The following is a 17,311-nucleotide window of genomic DNA, read 5'->3' as shown; positions in this document are numbered from 1 at the left end:
CAAAGGAAAAAACATGCCCCAAGCTCCCCGTGTCATGCTGGGTGTCGATATCGGCACCACCAGCACCAAGACCGTGGTCTTCACACTCGATGGCCGCGTGCTCGCCCAGCACGCCGTGGAGTATCCGGTGCTGTGCACCGAGCCGGGCATGGCCGAGCAGGACCCGCAGCAGATCTTCGAAGCGGCGCTGGGCTCGATTGCCGGCGCCGTCAAGGCCGCCGGCGTCGCGCCGCAAGAGGTTGCGCTGGTCTCTTTCAGCGCGGCCATGCATAGCCTCATCGCGCTCGACGCCAACAACGGCTTGCTGTGCAACAGCATTACCTGGGGCGATATCCGCGCCTCGGTCTGGGCCGAGCGCATCAAGCGCGAATTCGACGGCAATGCCATCTATCGCCGCACCGGCACGCCGATCCACCCGATGTCGCCGCTGTGCAAGCTGATGTGGCTGCGCCATGAAAAGCCGGACCTGTTCAAGCGCGCGGCGCGCTTCGTGGGCATCAAGGAATACGTGCTGTTTCGCCTGTTCGGCCAGTGGCAGGTCGATTACTCGATCGCATCGGCCACCGGCATGTTCAACCTGCGCGAACTGGCCTGGGACCGTGAGGCGCTGGCGCTGCTCGAGGTCGATGCGGCGCAGCTGCCGCAGCCGGTGCCGACCACCCACCGCCTGCCTGCGCTGGATGCGTCCACCGCGCAGCGGCTGGGCTTGTCCACCACCACCCCGTTCATCATCGGCGCCAATGACGGCGTGCTGTCGAACCTGGGCGTCAATGCCATCGAGCCCGGCCATGTGGCCGTCACCATCGGCACCTCGGGCGCCATGCGCACCGTGATCGACCAGCCGTTGACCGACCCCCACGGCCGCCTGTTCTGCTATGCGCTGACCGAGCAGCACTGGGTGGTGGGCGGGCCGGTCAATAACGGCGGCAACATCTTCCGTTGGGTGCGCGACGAACTGGCCACGGCAGAAGCGGCCGCCGCGCGCGAGGAGGGCGTCGACCCCTACGAGGCGCTGACCCGTATCGCCCAGACGGTCGCGCCGGGTGCCGAGGGCCTGCTGTTCCATCCGTTCATGGCCGGCGAGCGCGCCCCGCTGTGGAACGCCGACCTGCGTGGTTCTTTCTTCGGACTGGCGCTGCACCACGGCAAGCAGCACATGATCCGCGCCGCGCTGGAAGGGGTGATCTTCAACCTCTACAGCATCCTGCCGGCGCTCGAGGAACTGATCGGCCCCACCCAGCGGATGATGGCCACCGGCGGCTTTGCCCGCTCGGCGCTGTGGCGCCAGATGATGGCCGATATCTTCGAGCGCGAAGTGGTGGTGCCCGAGAGCGTCGAATCGTCGTGCCTGGGGGCGGCGGTGCTGGGCGCCTGGGCACTGGGCCTGGTGCCGTCGTTGTCGGCGATCTCGGAGATGGTCGGCTCGACCCATCGCCATGCGCCCGACGCCGGTGCGGTGAAGGTCTATGCGCGCCTGAAACCGATCTTCGCCGCCATTCCCGCCAAGCTGGAACCCGAATACCGCGCCATCGCCGCCTTCCAGCGCGAGATGGTCAAGCCGACGTAGCCCGGTCGCACACCAACGTCATCACAACGACCCACAGGAGACCACATGAGCGTCAAGGCAACCCGATTGCCAGCTGGCCTACAGAGTTTTTCACTGGCAGGACGACTGGTGCTGATCACCGGTTCGTCCGGCGGCATCGGCCTGGCGCTGGCGCGCGGCATGGCCGAGGCGGGCGCGGCCATCGTGCTCAACGGGCGTGACGAGCAGAAGCTGGGCAAGGTCGCGCAGCAATTGCGCGATGAAGGCCATGTGATCCATGCGCTCGGCTTCGACGCCACCTCGGCCGAGGCGGTGCAGGCCGCGGTGCAGAAGATCGAGAGCGAGATCGGTGCCATCGACGTGCTGGTCAACAATGCCGGCATCCAGCGTCGCAATCCGCTGGAGGATTTCAAGCAACAGGACTGGCACGACATCATCAACAGCAACCTCAACAGCGTCTTCTACGCGGCCCAGGCCGTGGCGCGCCACATGATCCCGCGTGCGCGGGGCAAGATCATCAACATCTGTTCGGTGCAGAGCGAGCTGGGGCGCCCCAATATCGCCCCTTATGCGGCCACCAAGGGTGCGGTGAAGATGTTTACCAAGGGCATGGCCATCGATTGGGGCAAGTACGGGATCCAGGTCAACGGCCTGGGGCCGGGCTACTTCAAGACCGAGATGAACATGGCGCTGGTGCAGGACGAGAAGTTCACCGAGTGGCTGGTCGGCCGTACGCCGTCGCGCCGCTGGGGCGATGTGGAGGACCTGGTGGGCGCGGCCGTGTTCCTGGGCAGCGATGCCTCGCGCTTCGTCAATGGCCATATCCTGTATGTCGATGGTGGCGTGACCGCCACGCTCTGATCGCAGCGCCCCGTCGGCCGCGATCGCGATAGGCCGGCGCCTGTATCGATCATGCTCTTGCGGGCGAGCGACACCGGTAGCCCAGAGGCACCGTACGCGGTGCTCGAAAGGGCGCAGGCGAGCGGCATGGCGAGCGTTTTCCGGAGGTCCATCCGGGTCTCCCCGATGAAGAATCCTGCCGCATGCAGGCCGGCGTCGCAGGCCAGAAGCCGGCAGAAATCGTTGTTCAAATCAACCGCAAAGGCAATCCATCATGCAACAAGGCATCGTCATCCACGCACCCCACGACTTGCGCCTGCAGGCACTGGACACCGGCCCACTGGCCCCGCGGCAGTTGAAGGTCAAGGTCAAGGCCGGCGGCATTTGCGGTTCGGACCTGCACTACTATCATCACGGCGGCTTCGGCGTGGTACGCATCAAGGAGCCGATGGTGCTGGGGCACGAGGTATCGGGCCAGGTCGCCGAGGTCGGGTGCGCCATTACCGACCTCGCGGCGGGCACCCGTATCGCCATCAGCCCCAGTCTTGCGTGCGGGCTGTGCAAGTACTGCCAGGAAGGCAAGCAGAATCATTGCCTGGACATGCGTTTCTACGGCAGTGCCATGCGCATGCCGCACGTACAGGGCGCGTTTCGCCAGGAAATCGTCATCGAGCGTTCGCAGGCGCATGTGGTGGCCGACCATGTCAGCGATGGCGAGGCCGCCATGGCCGAGCCCTTGTCGGTGGCATTGCATGCGGTGCGCCGGGCCGGTGCGCTGGTGGGCAAGCGGGTGCTGGTGACCGGCTGCGGTCCGATCGGTGCGCTGGTGGTGATCGCCGCGCGCCGTGCCGGAGCGCTCGAGGTGGTGGTCACGGATGTGGCCAGGATGCCGCTCGAAGCGGCCATTGCCGTGGGCGCCGACCGTGCCATCAACATGCTCGACACGCCCGACGCCCTCGAGGCCTATGCCGCCGACAAAGGCAGCTTCGATGTGCTGTTCGAGGCCAGCGGCAACGAGCACGCACTGGTCGGCGCGCTGCCGGCGCTGCGGCCGCAGGCGATCATCGTGCAGGTGGGCCTGGGTGGCGATATCCGTTTCCCGGCCAACCTGCTGGTGGGCAAGGAGCTCGATTGGCGCGGCGCCTTCCGCTTCCATGAAGAGTTCGCCATGGCGGTGGAATTGATGAACCGCCGGCTGGTCGATGTCAAGCCGCTGATCACGGCTACCTATCCGTTCGAGAAGTCGGTCGAGGCATTCGAGATCGCCGGCGATCGCTCGAAGATGATGAAGGTGCAGATCAGTTTTGACTGATGTCGTGTCGCTGCGCCGTGCAGGTCGCCAGTGGCACCCAGGTGAACGAATAATATGTATGTACTACGTCGGTGGTCGGGCGCCGCTTAAAGTGGTGTTTTAAAGCGCAGCGCCCTTGGACTGTCTGGTTCATGGCGGCGCCGCGTACCACGCCAGCCTGATCGTGCCATGAACATCTCCAGTGTTGCGTCCTCGCGCTCGCCTGCCCGGGGAAATCCATCCACGCCTGCCAGTCCACCCGTGGCAAGCACGCCGAGGGCGAGCCCGGCACCGCCGGCCGGCGTTACCGGCTCCGGGCGTAGCGCTGGCAATGCGGCGCTGGCGACATTGTCAGCTGCGCAGCGGCAACGGCTGGAGCTGCTGTTTTCGCAACGCCTCCAGCCTGAACGGATCAAGGTGACGAATTCGCAGATACAGCGGCCGGCCGACCCGTTGCGCGTGTTGCAATTGCAACAGAGGGGCAGCGACTATACGTTGGCACCCACCGTCGAGGGCGCCAGCACGCCCGTGCCGCATGGCCTGTTCATGTACGTCATCCTGGCCGACGATCCTGCACGTATCCACCTCGGCGTTCCGATGGGGGCAGGTACTGCCGATGCCCGGCAATTTGGCGTGCAGGGGCATACCTCGCTGAGCCACCGCGAGGACGTCCTGTATGCCGGCGATCTAGTGTTGGACCAGGGCAAGTTGGTCTCATGGAGCAACTCCAGCGGACACTACAAGCCCAAGGAGGAGCTGCGCCACGGCAACCTGTTGCCGTCGGTCAAGCGCATGCTTCCCGACGAAAAATTCACGGATTTCTGGCATGAGATGACCCATGCGCAGCGCATTGAGTTGCTGGCCCAGCGCGGCTACGCCATTCCCGGCCCTGCCGTGCCGGTCGCGGGTGCGGTCGCTGGCAAGCCGGTGCCCGCACCTGCAGCCGGCGCCGAGGTAATGCACGGCGATATGCCACCCGGGATACAGGGCGCCGCGGGGGACGCCGGCGAGGCGGTGGCAGGCGGGCACCTTCAGGATGTGCTCGAGCGCGGCCAGGCTACTCCCTTGGGCGGCGCCGGTGGCAAGCTGGACGTCGAGACCTTGGGTGCCATGGGGGCGACGCTGGATGGCGCAGCGATACGGCAGGCCCTGGACCAGGGCGGGGTGGCCGACGCCGACGTCGCCGACCGGCTGCTTTTTGACGGCGAGGGCGTGGCCCGGATGTTTCAGGATGGCCGCGGCGAGCAAGGGCTGGCCGCGCTGCTCGACGTTGCCGCAGCGCGTCGAAGCGATGCGCCGCTGATCAGGCCTGACCCGTCGCAGCCGTGGGTCGGCGCCATGAACCGGCACCTGGGACGACTCAAGGGGTTGGATGCGCGTACTGCGCAATCCGCCGCTGGCAACCCGGTCACCTACCTGTTGCCTGGTGGGGGCGCCGTGCAGCATGTCGGTACGGGCCTGCAGGCATTTGGTGTCTACCAGGCGCTACGAGGCATAGGCAATGCCCTGGCAAGAGGCGACGCTCCGGATGCGGCCATCAACGGTGCCGGCTTGGCGGCGCAGGTGGTCAGCCTGGGCCTGGAGTCGGGCCTGCCGCGCCTGGGCAACCACCTCGGCAAAGGCGGCAGCGAAGCGTTCAATGCCTTCGCCAGAACGCCCTTGGGCGTGCGCCTGGGCGGGCAGGCCAGGCTGGGAGCCGGGATCGGCCATGCGGCGTCAGCCGCAGGCGTGGTATTGACCTTGCCGTTCGACATCTATGGCGCCGTCAACGCCTTCCAGCACGCTGGCGCGACGTCGGGCAAGCAGCAGCAGGACCATCTCGTCGACGGTAGCTTCGCGGTGGCCGGTGCGGCCGCCTCGGTGGGACTGGCCGGTGCGGCAGCGGCCGGGCTGACGGCGGCCGGCCCGATCGGCATTGCCGTCGGCGTGGCGCTGGCCGGCGCCAATCACCTGTATCACTCGATACGCTATGTCGAGGATATCGAACGACATGTGCCGCTGTCGCATGGGCAGCGCTTCGTGACCGGCCTGTCCAGCTTCTTCGGCGGCACCGCCTCGCAGGCAATCCAGGACCAGGTCTCGGTGGCGCAGGCGCGTGATCACTATCGCGATACCAAGCGAACCCAACTGCAGGCCTACCTGAACGATTCCCCGCATGCGCATGCCATCTTCGGCGATGCCATCATCCGCGCCCGGCCGCCGCTCAAGAGCATCCAGACCAAGACGGCGCTGGCCGCCGGGGGGCCTTATACCTATCGGGTAGAAACCTTCACCCAACAACCCGCGACGGTGCGTGACAACGCTGGCGACGACGACATCGACGCCAGTGGCGGGATCGAGCGGGTGACCAACCTGGCCAGCGCCGCACGCGCTGCGGGTACGTCGCTGCTGTGGGTCACCGGCGCCGGCAAGGACAAGCTCAAGGGGGACCTGGGGCGCAGCAATGTGTTCCAAGTGGGCGCAGGTCAAAAGCACATCACCGGCGGCGACCGGGACGACCGCTTCGACCTGCGACAACCACCCACCGACGGTTCGGTATTGGATGGCGGTCGCGGCCAGGATACGCTGGCGCTGCATTTCGGCGCTGCCGCCGCAACCGCCTCTGCCGCGAGCCCGCATCCGGCGCCGCCGTCGGTGCGCGTGGTATTGCCCGTGGTGTCCGGCGAAAAGCCGCCGCCACCGATACCGACCGACATACCGGGCGTGTCCTATCAGCCGACCACAGCGCTGGTACGGGTGCTGCCTGGGGCGCCACCCACCGATACGCGCGGTTGGCTCGAGGCAGGTGCGCGCCGCACGAGCTTGCTCGACATCGATCATGTCGTGACGTCGGCCAGCGCACGCACCGAGGTCACGGGTAACCGCGATGACAATGTGATCGCGCTCAATGGCGATGGCGACAGCGCCATCGGCGGTGGTGGCGACGATAGTTTCCTGGTCAATGGCAGTCGGGCCCGGATCGTGGCCAGCGCGGGCAGCAATCGCTACGTGATCGCAGGCCACGTCCGACGGGTCGATATCGACAATGCGCAGGCACCGTCCGCTCGGCATCATCTGCAGCTCGATGTCGATATCGGGCAATTGTCTGTGATGGCAGCCGGCGCCAGCCTGGAGTTACGGCTCGATGGCAGTGATGCCGATGGCCGTATCGTGCTCGGCAACGTGTTCACGGTGGACAGGCAGGGGCAGGCGACGGCGGCCCTGGCCGATGGCGATGTGGTCATCACCACGCGCGACGGCTTTGCCCTCACGCCCACCCTGTCGTCGATCGGCGATCATCCCGATGGCATGATCGGGCTGGTCGCGGTGGACCATGGCCTGCTGCAGGGGCGGGTCAGCTCCCCTGCCTGAAGACGGGAGTGGGAGCGACGCACGCAAGGTTGACGTGCCCAGGCCCGATGCGACCGGGTAGCCGGCCGCCCGGCAAGCCAGTCACGCTCAGCGCAGGGCGTCGACGATCTGTTCGAGCTTGACGGCGTCGGCGCAGAACTGGCGTATGCCTTCGGCCAGCTTCTCGGTAGCCATGGCGTCGCCATTGAGCGCCAGCCGGAATGCCTTCTCGTCCAGGCTGATGCGTGCGATGTCGGCCGCCTTGGCGGCTTCGACGCTCAGCTTGCGCTGCACCGGCGCGTCCGACTCGGCCAGCTTCTGCAGCAGGTCGGGGCTGATGGTCAGCAGGTCGCAACCGGCCAGCTCGACGATCTGCGAGGTGTTGCGAAAGCTCGCACCCATGACTTCGGTGGCGTAGCCGAACTTGCGGTAATAGTTGTACACAGCCTTGACCGACTGCACGCCCGGATCGTCGGCACCGGTGTAGTCCTGGCCGCTGGACTTCTTGTACCAGTCGTAGATACGGCCCACGAACGGCGAGATCAACTGCACCTTCGCCTCGGCGCAGGCCACTGCCTGCGGCAGCGAGAACAGCAGCGTGAGGTTGCAGTGGATGCCTTCCTGCTCCAGGATCTCGGCGGCGCGGATGCCTTCCCAGGTCGCTGCGATCTTGATGAGCACGCGCTCGCGGGCGATCCCGGCCTGTTCGTACAGCCTGATGAGCGTGCGGCCCTTGGCGACGGTGGCCTCGGTGTCGAACGACAGGCGGGCGTCGGTCTCGGTCGACACCCGCCCCGGGATCAGCTTGAGGATCTCCAGGCCGAAGGCCACCAGCAGGTGGTCGATGATCTCGTCGGTGCTCTTGCCGGCATGCGCCTTGGCCACGCTGGCCAGCAGCGGCTTGTACTCGTCCTTCTGCACCGCCTTGAGGATCAGCGACGGGTTGGTGGTGGCGTCCTGGGGCGCGAAGGCCTTCATGGTCTGGAAATCGCCGGTGTCGGCCACGATGGTGGTGTGCTGCTTCAACTGGTCAAGCTGGGTCATGGGACGTCCTGTGGCAAAAGGGAAATGGGAAAAAGCAAACTCAACGGAAGAACGAGTCGAACTGCATGTCGAATTTCTGCAGCGACTTCTGCGCGTTCTGCATCTTCTTGCGGAATTCGGGCCCGCGGCGCAGGGCCAGGCCGACGGCCAGGATATCGATCACCACCAGGTGCGCCAGCCGTGCCGAGATCGGCGTATAGGGGTCGATATTGAACGACAGGTCGATCGGTACCAGCACCGTGGCCAGTTCGGCCAGGGGCGTGCCGCTGGGCCCCAGCACGATGATGTCGGCGCCGCCCCGGCGGGCCAGCTGGATGCTGCGCAGCAGCGCGGCATTGCCGCCGCGCTGCGAGATGGCCACCACGCAGTCGCCGGCCTTGAGCAACGAGGCCGCGATACTGTGGATGTGCGGGTCGGAATAGGCCACCGTCGGCACGCCCGAGCGGAAGAACTTGTGCTGGGCGTCGTTGGCCACGATGCCCGAGGTGCCCTGGCCGTAGAACTCGATCTTGTTGGCCCGCGCCAGCACCTCGAGCGCCAGCTGGATGGCGTCGGGGTTGAGATGGTTGCGCAGGTCGAGCAGGGTGTTGATAGAGCGGCTGCAGATCTTGTTGACCAGGTCGGCGGCCAGGTCGTCCTGGGCCAGCGTCTCGTCGGCGCCGGGCAGGGCCAGCGCCAGGCTTTGCGCCAGCTTGAGCTTGAAGTCGTGCCAGCCTTCGTAGCCGATGGCGCGGCAGAAACGGATCACGGTCGGCTCGGACACCTCGGCGTTCCTGGCCAGGGCGGTCAGGTTCTCGGCCAACGCCAGTTGCGGGTTGGCCAGCACTGTCGCGGCCACCTTCTTCTCCGACTTCGACAGGGAGTTGATGTGGGTGCGAATCGAGTCGAGCAACATGGACATGATGACGCCTGCCTGCCTTTTAAACTTCGGGTAGCGCTTCTTCGCGCCACTGCAGGCCGTCGCGCCCGATCAGGGCGCTGGCGGCGGCCGGCCCCCAGGTGCCGGCGTTGTAGGGTACCGGGTCGGCTTCCTGCTGGTCCCAGTGCTGCAGGATCGGTTCGACCCATTCCCAGGCCGCCTCCAGTTCGTCGCTGCGCATGAACAGCGTCAGGTGGCCGCGCAGCACGTCCAGCAGCAGGCGCTCGTACGCGTCCATGCGCGGGGTCTTGAATTTCTCGCGGAAATCCATCTCGAGTTCGACCGGGCGCAGTCGCATGCCGTCCCCGGGCTGCTTGGCCATCAGGTTCATGTGCAGGCCTTCGTCGGGCTGCAGGCGGATCACCAGGCAATTGGGCAGGGTCGAGTTCTGGTGCGCGAAGATCGAATGCGGCACGCTCTTGAAGCGCACCACGATCTCGGCCAACTGGTCGGCCATGCGCTTGCCGGTACGCAGGTAGAACGGCACGCCGGCCCAGCGCCAGGTATCGATCTCGGCCTTGACCGCCACGAAGGTCTCGGTGCGCGACTCGGGATTGGCGTCGGCCTCCTTGCGATAGCCCGGCACGGCCACGCCGTTGACATGGCCGGCGCGGTACTGGCCGCGCACCACGTTCATGGCCAGCGTGGTCGGGGTGAAGCGCTTGAGCGAGCGCAGCACCTTGAGCTTCTCGTCACGCACGGCGTCGGCCGAGTTGGACACGGGCGGTTCCATGGCGACGATACAGAGCAATTGCAGCAAATGGTTCTGCAGCATGTCGCGCAGCGCGCCGGAGGTATCGTAATAGTCGAAGCGGCCGCCCACGCCCAGCTCTTCGGCGATGGTGATCTGCACGTCTGAGATCCATTCTCGGCGCCACAACGGCTCGAACAGCACGTTGCCAAAGCGCAGCGCCAGCAGGTTCTGCACCGCTTCCTTGCCCAGGTAATGGTCGATACGGAAGATCTGCGATTCTTCGAAGTAGCGGCCGACCTGCTTGTTGATGTCGCGCGCGCTGGCCAGGTCGCGGCCCAGCGGTTTTTCGAGCACCACGCGCGAAGCCGGTGTCACCAGCCCGGCCTTGGACAGGTTCTCGCAGATCGAGGCGAACAGGCTGGGCGGGGTGGCCAGGTAGAACACCCGTGCCAGGCCGTCGGTGTCGCGCAGGGCATCCTTGAGATGGGCGAAGCTGTCGGCCTCCTTGGCGTTGACCGAGGCGTAGCGCAGGCGGGCACGGAAGCGGTCCCATACGGCCGCGTCCAGGTTGGCCGCGGCGATGTGCGGCTTGGAGTCCTTCTCGACCATCTGCAGGAAATCCTCGCGCGACTTGTCGTCGCGGCCCAGGCAGACGATGCGCGCCTCGGGCGGCAGGTCGCGGCCGCGATCGCGGGCGTAGAGGGCGGGCAACAGCTTGCGCATCGAGAGGTCGCCGGTGCCGCCGAATAAAACCAGGTCGAAATCGGAAATAGCCATGATCAGTGTCGGTTGGTGTGCGGGTTGATCTGCGGGTGTGCAAGGGGCGCCCCCTCGCGTCATTGTTGGGCTTGCTTGGCCAGCGCGATCAGCGCGTTGGTGGAACAGTCATGCTGCGCCGGCTTGCTGTCGCCCTCGAGCTCGGCATGGATGGTCCTGGCCAGCACCTTGCCCAATTCCACGCCCCACTGGTCGAAACTGTTGATGCCCCAGATGGCCCCTTGCACGAAGGTCTTGTGCTCGTACAGGGCTATCAGGGCGCCCAGCGTGGCCGGGGTCAGTTCCGACAGCAGCAGGGTATTGCTGGGCCGGTTGCCGTCGAAGGTTTTGTGCGGCAAAAGCGCGTTCAGTTCCGTATCGTCCACGCCGGCGCGTTGCAGGTCGCTACGGACCTCGCTGGCTTGCTTGCCGCGCATGAAGGCCTCGGACTGTGCGAAGCAGTTCGCCAGCAGCACCTGGTGGTGGCCGTCGATGCGATGCGCCGGGCGCAGCACGGCAATGAAATCGATGGGGGTGATGTCGGTGCCCTGGTGCAACAACTGGAAGAACGCATGCTGGCCATTGGTGCCGACGTCGCCCCAGATGAAGGGGCAGGTCGCCACGCCCACGGCGCTGCCGTCGCGGGTGATGCGCTTGCCGTTGCTTTCCATCTCCAGCTGCTGCAGGTAGGACGGGAAGAAGCGCAGGCCATGGTGATAAGGCGCGATCGACAGCGATTCGCTGTTGAAGAAGTTGCGGTTCCAGATGCCGATCATGGCCTGGATCACCGGCATGTTGCGTTCCAGCGGCGCCTGCAGGAAGTGCTGGTCCATCGCATGGGCCCCGCCCAGGAAGCCCGAGAAATTCTCGAAGCCCAGCAGCAGTGCGATCGACAAGCCGATCGACGACCACACCGAATAGCGCCCGCCGACCCAGTCCCAGAACGGGAACATGTTGGCGGTATCGATGCCGAACGCGCTGACTTCGGCGGCATTGGTCGAGACCGCCACGAAATGGCGCGCCAGGTCGGCGGTGGTACGCCGGGGATGGCGCAGGAACCATTGGCGCGCCGATTGCGCGTTGAGCATGGTTTCCTGCGTGGTGAATGTCTTGGAGGCAATGATGAACAGCGTGGTCTCGGGGTCGACCCGCGCCAGCACCTCGTCGAGGTCGTGACCGTCGACGTTGGACACGAAGTGAGCCGCCAGTCGCTCATGGGCAAACGGGCGCAGCGCGGTGCACACCATCTGCGGGCCGAGATGCGAGCCACCGATGCCGATGTTGACGATGTCGGTGATGGCGCGTCCGGTGCAACCCAGCCATTGGCCGCTGCGCACGCGGGCGGTGAAGTCGCGCATGTGCGCCAATACTTCCTGAACGTCGGCGCTGACGGCTTGTCCATCTACCCGTGCGTTGCCCGAATGGGCGGGCGCCCGCAGCGCCGTGTGCAAGACTGCCCGATGTTCGGTAAAGTTGATTTTCTCGCCACCGAACATGGCATCGCGCAGCGCTTCGACCTGGCGCTCGCGCGCCAGCTGCATCAACAGCGACAAGGTCTGCGCCTCGACGCGGTTCTTCGAATAGTCGAGCAGGATGCCGGCGGCGCTCAATGACATGCGCTCGAAGCGGTCCGGCTGGCGCGCAAACAGTTCGCGCATGTGCCAGCCGGCGGCCTGGCGGTGATGTTGTTGCAGGGCCTGGAAGGCGGGTGCATCGGTCAATGCGTTGGTGTGCATGTTGTTCGGATCTTGTTGGACGTTGCCGGGCACCTGGACGAAAGTGCGTGCGACGTGGGAATTGCCGGTACGATGCCGTGACTATACATCAATTGGTATCTGGATGGTAATTTCACTACAGTTTATGACGGGCCGGTGACAATCGGTGATCCCGGCTGGAATGCGGCGTGGTGGCGGTGTGCGAGGGATCGGTCTGGATTTGAAGTGCACCCCGTGGGAAGCGATATGCCATGATGTTGTCGGCTCGCCAAGTCATTGATTTTATTTGTTGAATTTTATGTAGTAAAATTACATTGTTAACGCTAACAGGAAACGACAATGCCACTCAACGCTACCTTAGCCAGCGTCACCCGACGCATCGCCGAACGTAGTCGCCCCTACCGGACCGCTTATCTCGAACGACTGGAAGCGGCCCGGCGCAAGGGCGTGCAGCGCGGCGCACTGGCCTGCACCAACCTGGCCCATGGTTTCGCGGCCTTCCCGGCCAACGACAAGTTGAAGTTGAAGGAAGACAAGGCGCCCTCGCTGGCGATCGTCTCGGCCTACAACGACATGCTCTCGGCGCACCAGCCGTTCGAGCGTTTCCCGCAGATCCTCAAGGCCGCCGCGCGCGAAGTAGGCGCGGTGGCGCAGTTCGCCGGCGGCACGCCGGCCATGTGCGATGGCGTCACCCAGGGCCAGCCCGGCATGGAAATGTCGCTCTTCTCGCGCGACGCCATCGCCATGGCCACCGCCATCGCGCTGTCGCACAACATGTTCGACGCCGCGCTGTACCTGGGCGTGTGCGACAAGATCGTGCCGGGCCTGTTGATCGGTGCCTTGCACTTCGGCCACCTGCCGGCCGTGTTCGTGCCGGCCGGTCCGATGACCAGCGGCATGAGCAACAACGACAAGGTCAAGATCCGCCAGCTCTACACCGCCGGCAAGATCGGCCGCGCCGAGTTGCTCGAGGCCGAGTCGCAGTCCTATCACGGCGCCGGCACCTGCACCTTCTACGGCACCGCCAACAGCAACCAGATGCTGATGGAAGCGATGGGCCTGCACCTGCCAGGCGCGGCCTTCATCACCCCCAATACGCCGTTGCGCGATGCGCTGACGGCCGCAGCGGCCCAGCAGGCCGCCAGGATCACGGACCAGGGGACGCAATACACGCCGGTGGGCCGCATGATCGACGAGAAGTCCATCGTCAACGCCATCGTCGCCTTGCATGCCACGGGCGGCTCCACCAATCACACGCTGCACCTGGTGGCCATCGCCAAGGCGGCCGGCATCGTGATCGACTGGGACGACTTCGACAAGCTGTCCGATGTGGTGCCGCTGATTACCCGCATCTATCCCAACGGCTCGGCCGACGTGAACCATTTCCACGCTGCCGGAGGCACCGGCTTCGTGCTGCGCGAGCTGATCGACGCCGGCCTGATGCATGACGACGTCAACACCATCCTGGGCCAGGGCCTGCGCGCCCATACGCAAGAGCCGATGCTGGCCGGCGAAGTCGCCGAGGGCAGCGTGGGCAAGGTGGTGTGGCGCGATGCGCCCACCAAGAGCGCCGACGAGGCGGTGGTGGGTACGGTGGCCCAGCCCTTCGCACCCGATGGCGGCCTGAAGCTGTTGAAGGGCAACCTGGGCCGTTCGGTGTCCAAGATCTCGGCCGTGAAGCACGAACACCGGCGGGTCGAGGCGCCGGCGGTGGTGTTCCATTCGCAGGAAGCGTTCATGGCCGCCTTCAAGGCCGGCGAGCTTGATCGCGACTTCGTAGCGGTTATCACCTTCCAGGGCCCGCGCGCCAATGGCATGCCGGAACTGCATTCGCTCACGCCCGCGCTCGGTATCCTGCAGGACAAGGGACGCCATGTGGCGCTGGTGACCGATGGCCGCATGTCGGGCGCATCGGGCAAGGTGCCGTCGGCCATCCATGTCACCCCCGAGGTGCTGGGCGGTGGCCCGCTGGGCCGGGTGCGCACCGGCGACATGATTCGCCTCGACACCGAGGCCGGCATTCTCGAAGCGTTGGTGCCGGCCGACGAATGGGAGCGCCGCGCATTGGATACGGCTGACCTGTTCGACAACCAGCATGGCATGGGCCGCGAATTGTTCAGCATGTTCCGCAACGCCGTGGGTACGGCAGAACAGGGTGGCGCCACCTTTGGCTTGCCACCGATTACCGATCAACAAAAAGAGAGCACAACAGTATGAAGACGACACTGGACATCATGCGCGCCTCGCCGGTCATCCCGGTGATCGCCATCGACAAGATCGAACACGCAGTTCCGCTGGCCCGTGCGCTGGTGGCAGGCGGCATCCGCGTACTTGAAATCACGCTGCGCACCGAACACGGCCTGCCGGCCATTCGCGCCATCGCCGAATCGGTACCGGACGCCATCGTCGGCGTCGGCACCCTGACCGCACCCGAGGAATTCGCAGCCTCGCGCGACGCCGGTGCCGTGTTTGGCGTCTCGCCGGGCCTGACGGCAGCGTTGATCGACGCCGCCAAGCGCAGCGGCCTGCCCCTGTTGCCTGGGGTGATGACGCCGTCCGAGGTGATGGCAGCACGCGAAGCCGGGTTTCGTCAGTTGAAGCTGTTCCCGGCCGTGCCGGCCGGCGGTATCGGCATGTTGAACGGTATTGCCGGGCCGCTGGGCGATGTGTCCTTCTGCCCGACCGGCGGCATCACCCAGGAAACGGCGCCGCAGTTCCTGGCCTGCAAGAACGTGGTGTGCGTGGGAGGCTCATGGCTGACCCCGAAGGCGGCCATCGAAGCCGGCGACTGGGACAAGATCACCGAGATCGCCCGCGCGGCCAGCGCGCTGAAGAAGGCCTGATGGCCCTGGTCGCCCCGTTGCGCTACAGCTCACGGGGCAATCGAAGGACAATGAAAAAGGAGGGTACCGCGATCGGTACCCTCCTTTTTTTTTACGACACCTTACCTGTGCGGCGCGCTACTTGTTGCCGGCAACGATCGCCGGCGGGCTGGCCTGTTCATTGCGGCGATAGGCCATCACCAGCAGCAGGATGCCCAGCGCCACCATCGGCAACGACAGCATCTGCCCGGCCGAGATGGTGACGCCGGCGACATGCACGTCATAGTCGGGCATGCGGAAATATTCGGTGAAGAAGCGCGCGCAGCCATACAGCAGCGAGAACATGCCGGCTACCGCCATGCGCGGGCGCGGTTGCCGCGCAAAGAACCACAGGATCACGAACAGCAGGATGCCATCGACCAGCATCTGGTAGATCGGCGAAGGGTGGCGAGGAATGGCGTCGACGTTGGGCCAGATCATCGCCCATGGCAGCGATGGGTCGGCCGGGCGGCCAGGCAGCTCGGCGTTGATGAAATTGCCCAGGCGACCGGCCGCATAGCCCAGCGGCACCATGGGCGCGATGAAGTCCATGATATCCATCAGCTTGCGCCCGCGGCGACGGCCCCATAGCCACATGGCCAGCATCACGCCCAAGAAGCCGCCGTGAAACGACATGCCGCCCTTCCATACCGCGATCATGTCAGCCGGGTTGGCAAAATAATAGGCCGGGTTATAGAACAGGATCTCGCCCAGCCGACCACCGATGACCACCCCCAGCACGCCGTAGAACAGCATGTCGTCGAGATCTTCCTTCTTCCAGCCGAGCGCGGCGATGTGCGCCTGCTTGATGCGCAGGCGTCCCAGCGCGATGAACTGGGCGAACGCCAGCAGGTACATCAGGCCGTACCAGTGCACGGCCAGCGGGCCGACCTGCAGGGCGATCGGGTTGGGCATCGGGTGAATCAGCATGTCGTGACATCTTTCGGTAAGCGGGTAGCCGCGATTGTGGCACAAGCCATCCGGGCGTGCCAGCCAGGCCGCGCTCGCGCGCATTGAAGCCGGTTTGATCTGGCGCAGCATGCGGCGTGGCGCGGGGCGCGATAACGCCGGGCAACACGGGTAGAATAGCCCCGCTCGCGCTGGTGGTGGGGATCGAGATCGCTGCTGCGCGGACGTTCAAGTTAGCTGAGGAGCACTGATGAAGACCCTGTTGTCGATCGTTACCCTGGCCGCCGCGTCGGCCCTGTCGGGCGTTGCGCTGGCCAACCCCCAATTGGCCAAGGCCAAGAACTGCATGGCCTGCCACACCATGGACAACAAGGTGGTCGGCCCGGCCTTCAAGGACGTGGCCAGGAAGTACGCGGGGCAGAAGGACGCCGAGAACAGGCTGGTGCAGAAGGTGCTCAACGGCGGCGCCGGCAACTGGGGCGCCGTGCCGATGCCGGCCAACAAGGCCCAGGTCTCGCAAGCCGAGGCCCGGACCCTGGTCAAGTGGATCCTCGACCTGAAGTGATCAATCGGCCGGCAGCTGCTGGCGCGCCACCTCGTCGCGCTTCATGGCCAGGTAGGCGTTGCGGTCGACCTCGTTCAACTGCGTACGGTACTGTTCGGTGGTGGTGTACCAGGTGTCGAGCCGTTTCTCCTGCCGTTGTGCAGCCGGCTGCGACAGGCTGGCCAGGTAGGCATCGATGGCCAGGTAGTAGCGCATCGTATTGCGCTCGACCGAGGCCCGGCTGCCGGTGACATACTTGGGCTTGCCATCCGCGCCTTGCCCCACCACGGTGAAGCCGACCTTGTCGCGTCCCACCGTGGCCAGGTAGGCGCGCAATGCCAGCTTGCCGGCCATGCCGTACGAATACGAATAGCTCAAGTGCAGGAAGGCGCGATTGTCGGGCAACTGCACCGCCTCGATCTGGATCCGGTAGTCGCTGGTGTCCAGCGGTCCCTTCTCGGCGCGCATCGAGGACGAGAAGTAATCATTGGCCGCGGCGCCGCCGGTATAGGTGAAATCGACCCGGTAGGTGTCGCGCAGGTCTTGCGGTGTCTTCTTGCCTACATGCATGCGCAGCATGGTCTTGCCGCCCTGGTTGGACAGGCTGCAATACTTGGTGTTGAGATGCAGGATCAGGATGTCGCACCAGTTGCCGGGCGTGGCCAGCGACTCGCGTACCTGGGCAAACGGATGATCCAGCACGGCATAGATATCGCCCTTGACGGCGCTGCTGCCTTCGCTCGAGTCGAGGTGCAGCGGGCGACCGAAGGGATTGTCCTGCAGTTGTGCCTGCAACTGCGTGTAACGGCTGCGCAGGCCGGCCGCGCCGTCGAGCGACTGGCCGGTGTCGGCGGCCGCAGCC

At 65.5% G+C, this 17,311-nt stretch carries 13 protein-coding genes; 7 read left to right on the top strand and 6 right to left on the bottom strand.

Features of this window, described 5'->3' with window-relative positions; genetic code table 11:
• Positions 1-13 precede the first annotated feature (13 nt).
• From gntK to PMI40_RS07145, 4 genes are all read left to right on the top strand, one after another.
• Positions 14-1,567: a gluconokinase gene (gntK, locus tag PMI40_RS07160; protein WP_008113639.1), complete on the top strand. Its 1,554-nt coding sequence runs from the start codon at positions 14-16 to the stop codon at positions 1,565-1,567.
• Positions 1,568-1,612: 45 nt separating this feature from the next.
• On the top strand, positions 1,613-2,407 hold the full coding sequence (locus PMI40_RS07155) for an SDR family NAD(P)-dependent oxidoreductase (protein WP_008113636.1): 795 nt from the start codon (positions 1,613-1,615) through the stop codon (positions 2,405-2,407).
• Positions 2,408-2,660: 253 nt separating this feature from the next.
• The gene (locus PMI40_RS07150) at positions 2,661-3,698 is read left to right on the top strand and encodes an L-idonate 5-dehydrogenase (protein WP_008113634.1); all 1,038 of its coding nucleotides are present in this window, start codon (positions 2,661-2,663) and stop codon (positions 3,696-3,698) included.
• A gap of 168 nt (positions 3,699-3,866) precedes the next feature.
• Positions 3,867-7,028, top strand: a complete 3,162-nt coding sequence (locus tag PMI40_RS07145) for a hypothetical protein (protein ID WP_008113632.1) — start codon at positions 3,867-3,869, stop codon at positions 7,026-7,028.
• A gap of 87 nt (positions 7,029-7,115) precedes the next feature.
• On the opposite strand, the gene tal is transcribed toward PMI40_RS07145, so the two are convergent.
• From tal to pgi, 4 genes are read right to left on the bottom strand one after another with little or no spacing between them, the layout of a single operon-like run.
• Entirely contained in the window at positions 7,116-8,051 is a 936-nt protein-coding gene (tal, locus tag PMI40_RS07140; protein WP_008113630.1) for a transaldolase, read from the bottom strand.
• 40 nt (positions 8,052-8,091) lie between these two features.
• Positions 8,092-8,946: an SIS domain-containing protein gene (locus PMI40_RS07135; RefSeq protein WP_040501781.1), complete on the bottom strand. Its 855-nt coding sequence runs from the start codon at positions 8,944-8,946 to the stop codon at positions 8,092-8,094.
• A 25-nt stretch (positions 8,947-8,971) separates the two neighbouring features.
• A complete protein-coding gene (gene zwf, locus PMI40_RS07130) occupies positions 8,972-10,441 on the bottom strand; it encodes a glucose-6-phosphate dehydrogenase (RefSeq protein ID WP_008113625.1) in 1,470 nt (489 codons plus the stop codon).
• A gap of 59 nt (positions 10,442-10,500) precedes the next feature.
• Positions 10,501-12,156, bottom strand: coding sequence for a glucose-6-phosphate isomerase (pgi, locus tag PMI40_RS07125; protein WP_008113623.1), 1,656 nt, complete (start codon positions 12,154-12,156; stop codon positions 10,501-10,503).
• 318 nt (positions 12,157-12,474) lie between these two features.
• Here pgi and edd point away from each other — a divergent pair, with 318 nt between their 5' ends.
• Positions 12,475-14,352, top strand: a complete 1,878-nt coding sequence (gene edd, locus PMI40_RS07120) for a phosphogluconate dehydratase (protein ID WP_008113621.1) — start codon at positions 12,475-12,477, stop codon at positions 14,350-14,352.
• Positions 14,349-14,978 (top strand): bifunctional 4-hydroxy-2-oxoglutarate aldolase/2-dehydro-3-deoxy-phosphogluconate aldolase, encoded by a 630-nt coding sequence (locus tag PMI40_RS07115; RefSeq protein ID WP_008113619.1) that lies wholly within the window; start codon positions 14,349-14,351, stop codon positions 14,976-14,978. Before edd ends, PMI40_RS07115 begins: the two co-directional genes overlap by 4 nt.
• Before the next feature lie 117 nt (positions 14,979-15,095).
• On the opposite strand, the gene lgt is transcribed toward PMI40_RS07115, so the two are convergent.
• Positions 15,096-15,926, bottom strand: coding sequence for a prolipoprotein diacylglyceryl transferase (lgt, locus tag PMI40_RS07110; RefSeq protein ID WP_040501780.1), 831 nt, complete (start codon positions 15,924-15,926; stop codon positions 15,096-15,098).
• A 229-nt stretch (positions 15,927-16,155) separates the two neighbouring features.
• Here lgt and PMI40_RS07105 point away from each other — a divergent pair, with 229 nt between their 5' ends.
• Positions 16,156-16,470: a c-type cytochrome gene (locus tag PMI40_RS07105; RefSeq protein ID WP_008113613.1), complete on the top strand. Its 315-nt coding sequence runs from the start codon at positions 16,156-16,158 to the stop codon at positions 16,468-16,470.
• On the opposite strand, the gene PMI40_RS07100 is transcribed toward PMI40_RS07105, so the two are convergent.
• Positions 16,471-17,311, bottom strand: an 841-nt coding sequence (locus PMI40_RS07100; RefSeq protein WP_008113611.1) for a hypothetical protein, incomplete at its 5' end; no start/stop codon positions are given.

Source organism: Herbaspirillum sp. YR522 (assembly GCF_000282575.1).
Classification (GTDB): Bacteria; Pseudomonadota; Gammaproteobacteria; order Burkholderiales; family Burkholderiaceae_D; genus Herbaspirillum.
Note: the sequence above shows the minus strand (reverse complement) of the source record. Positions and strands in the feature narration are given on the sequence as shown.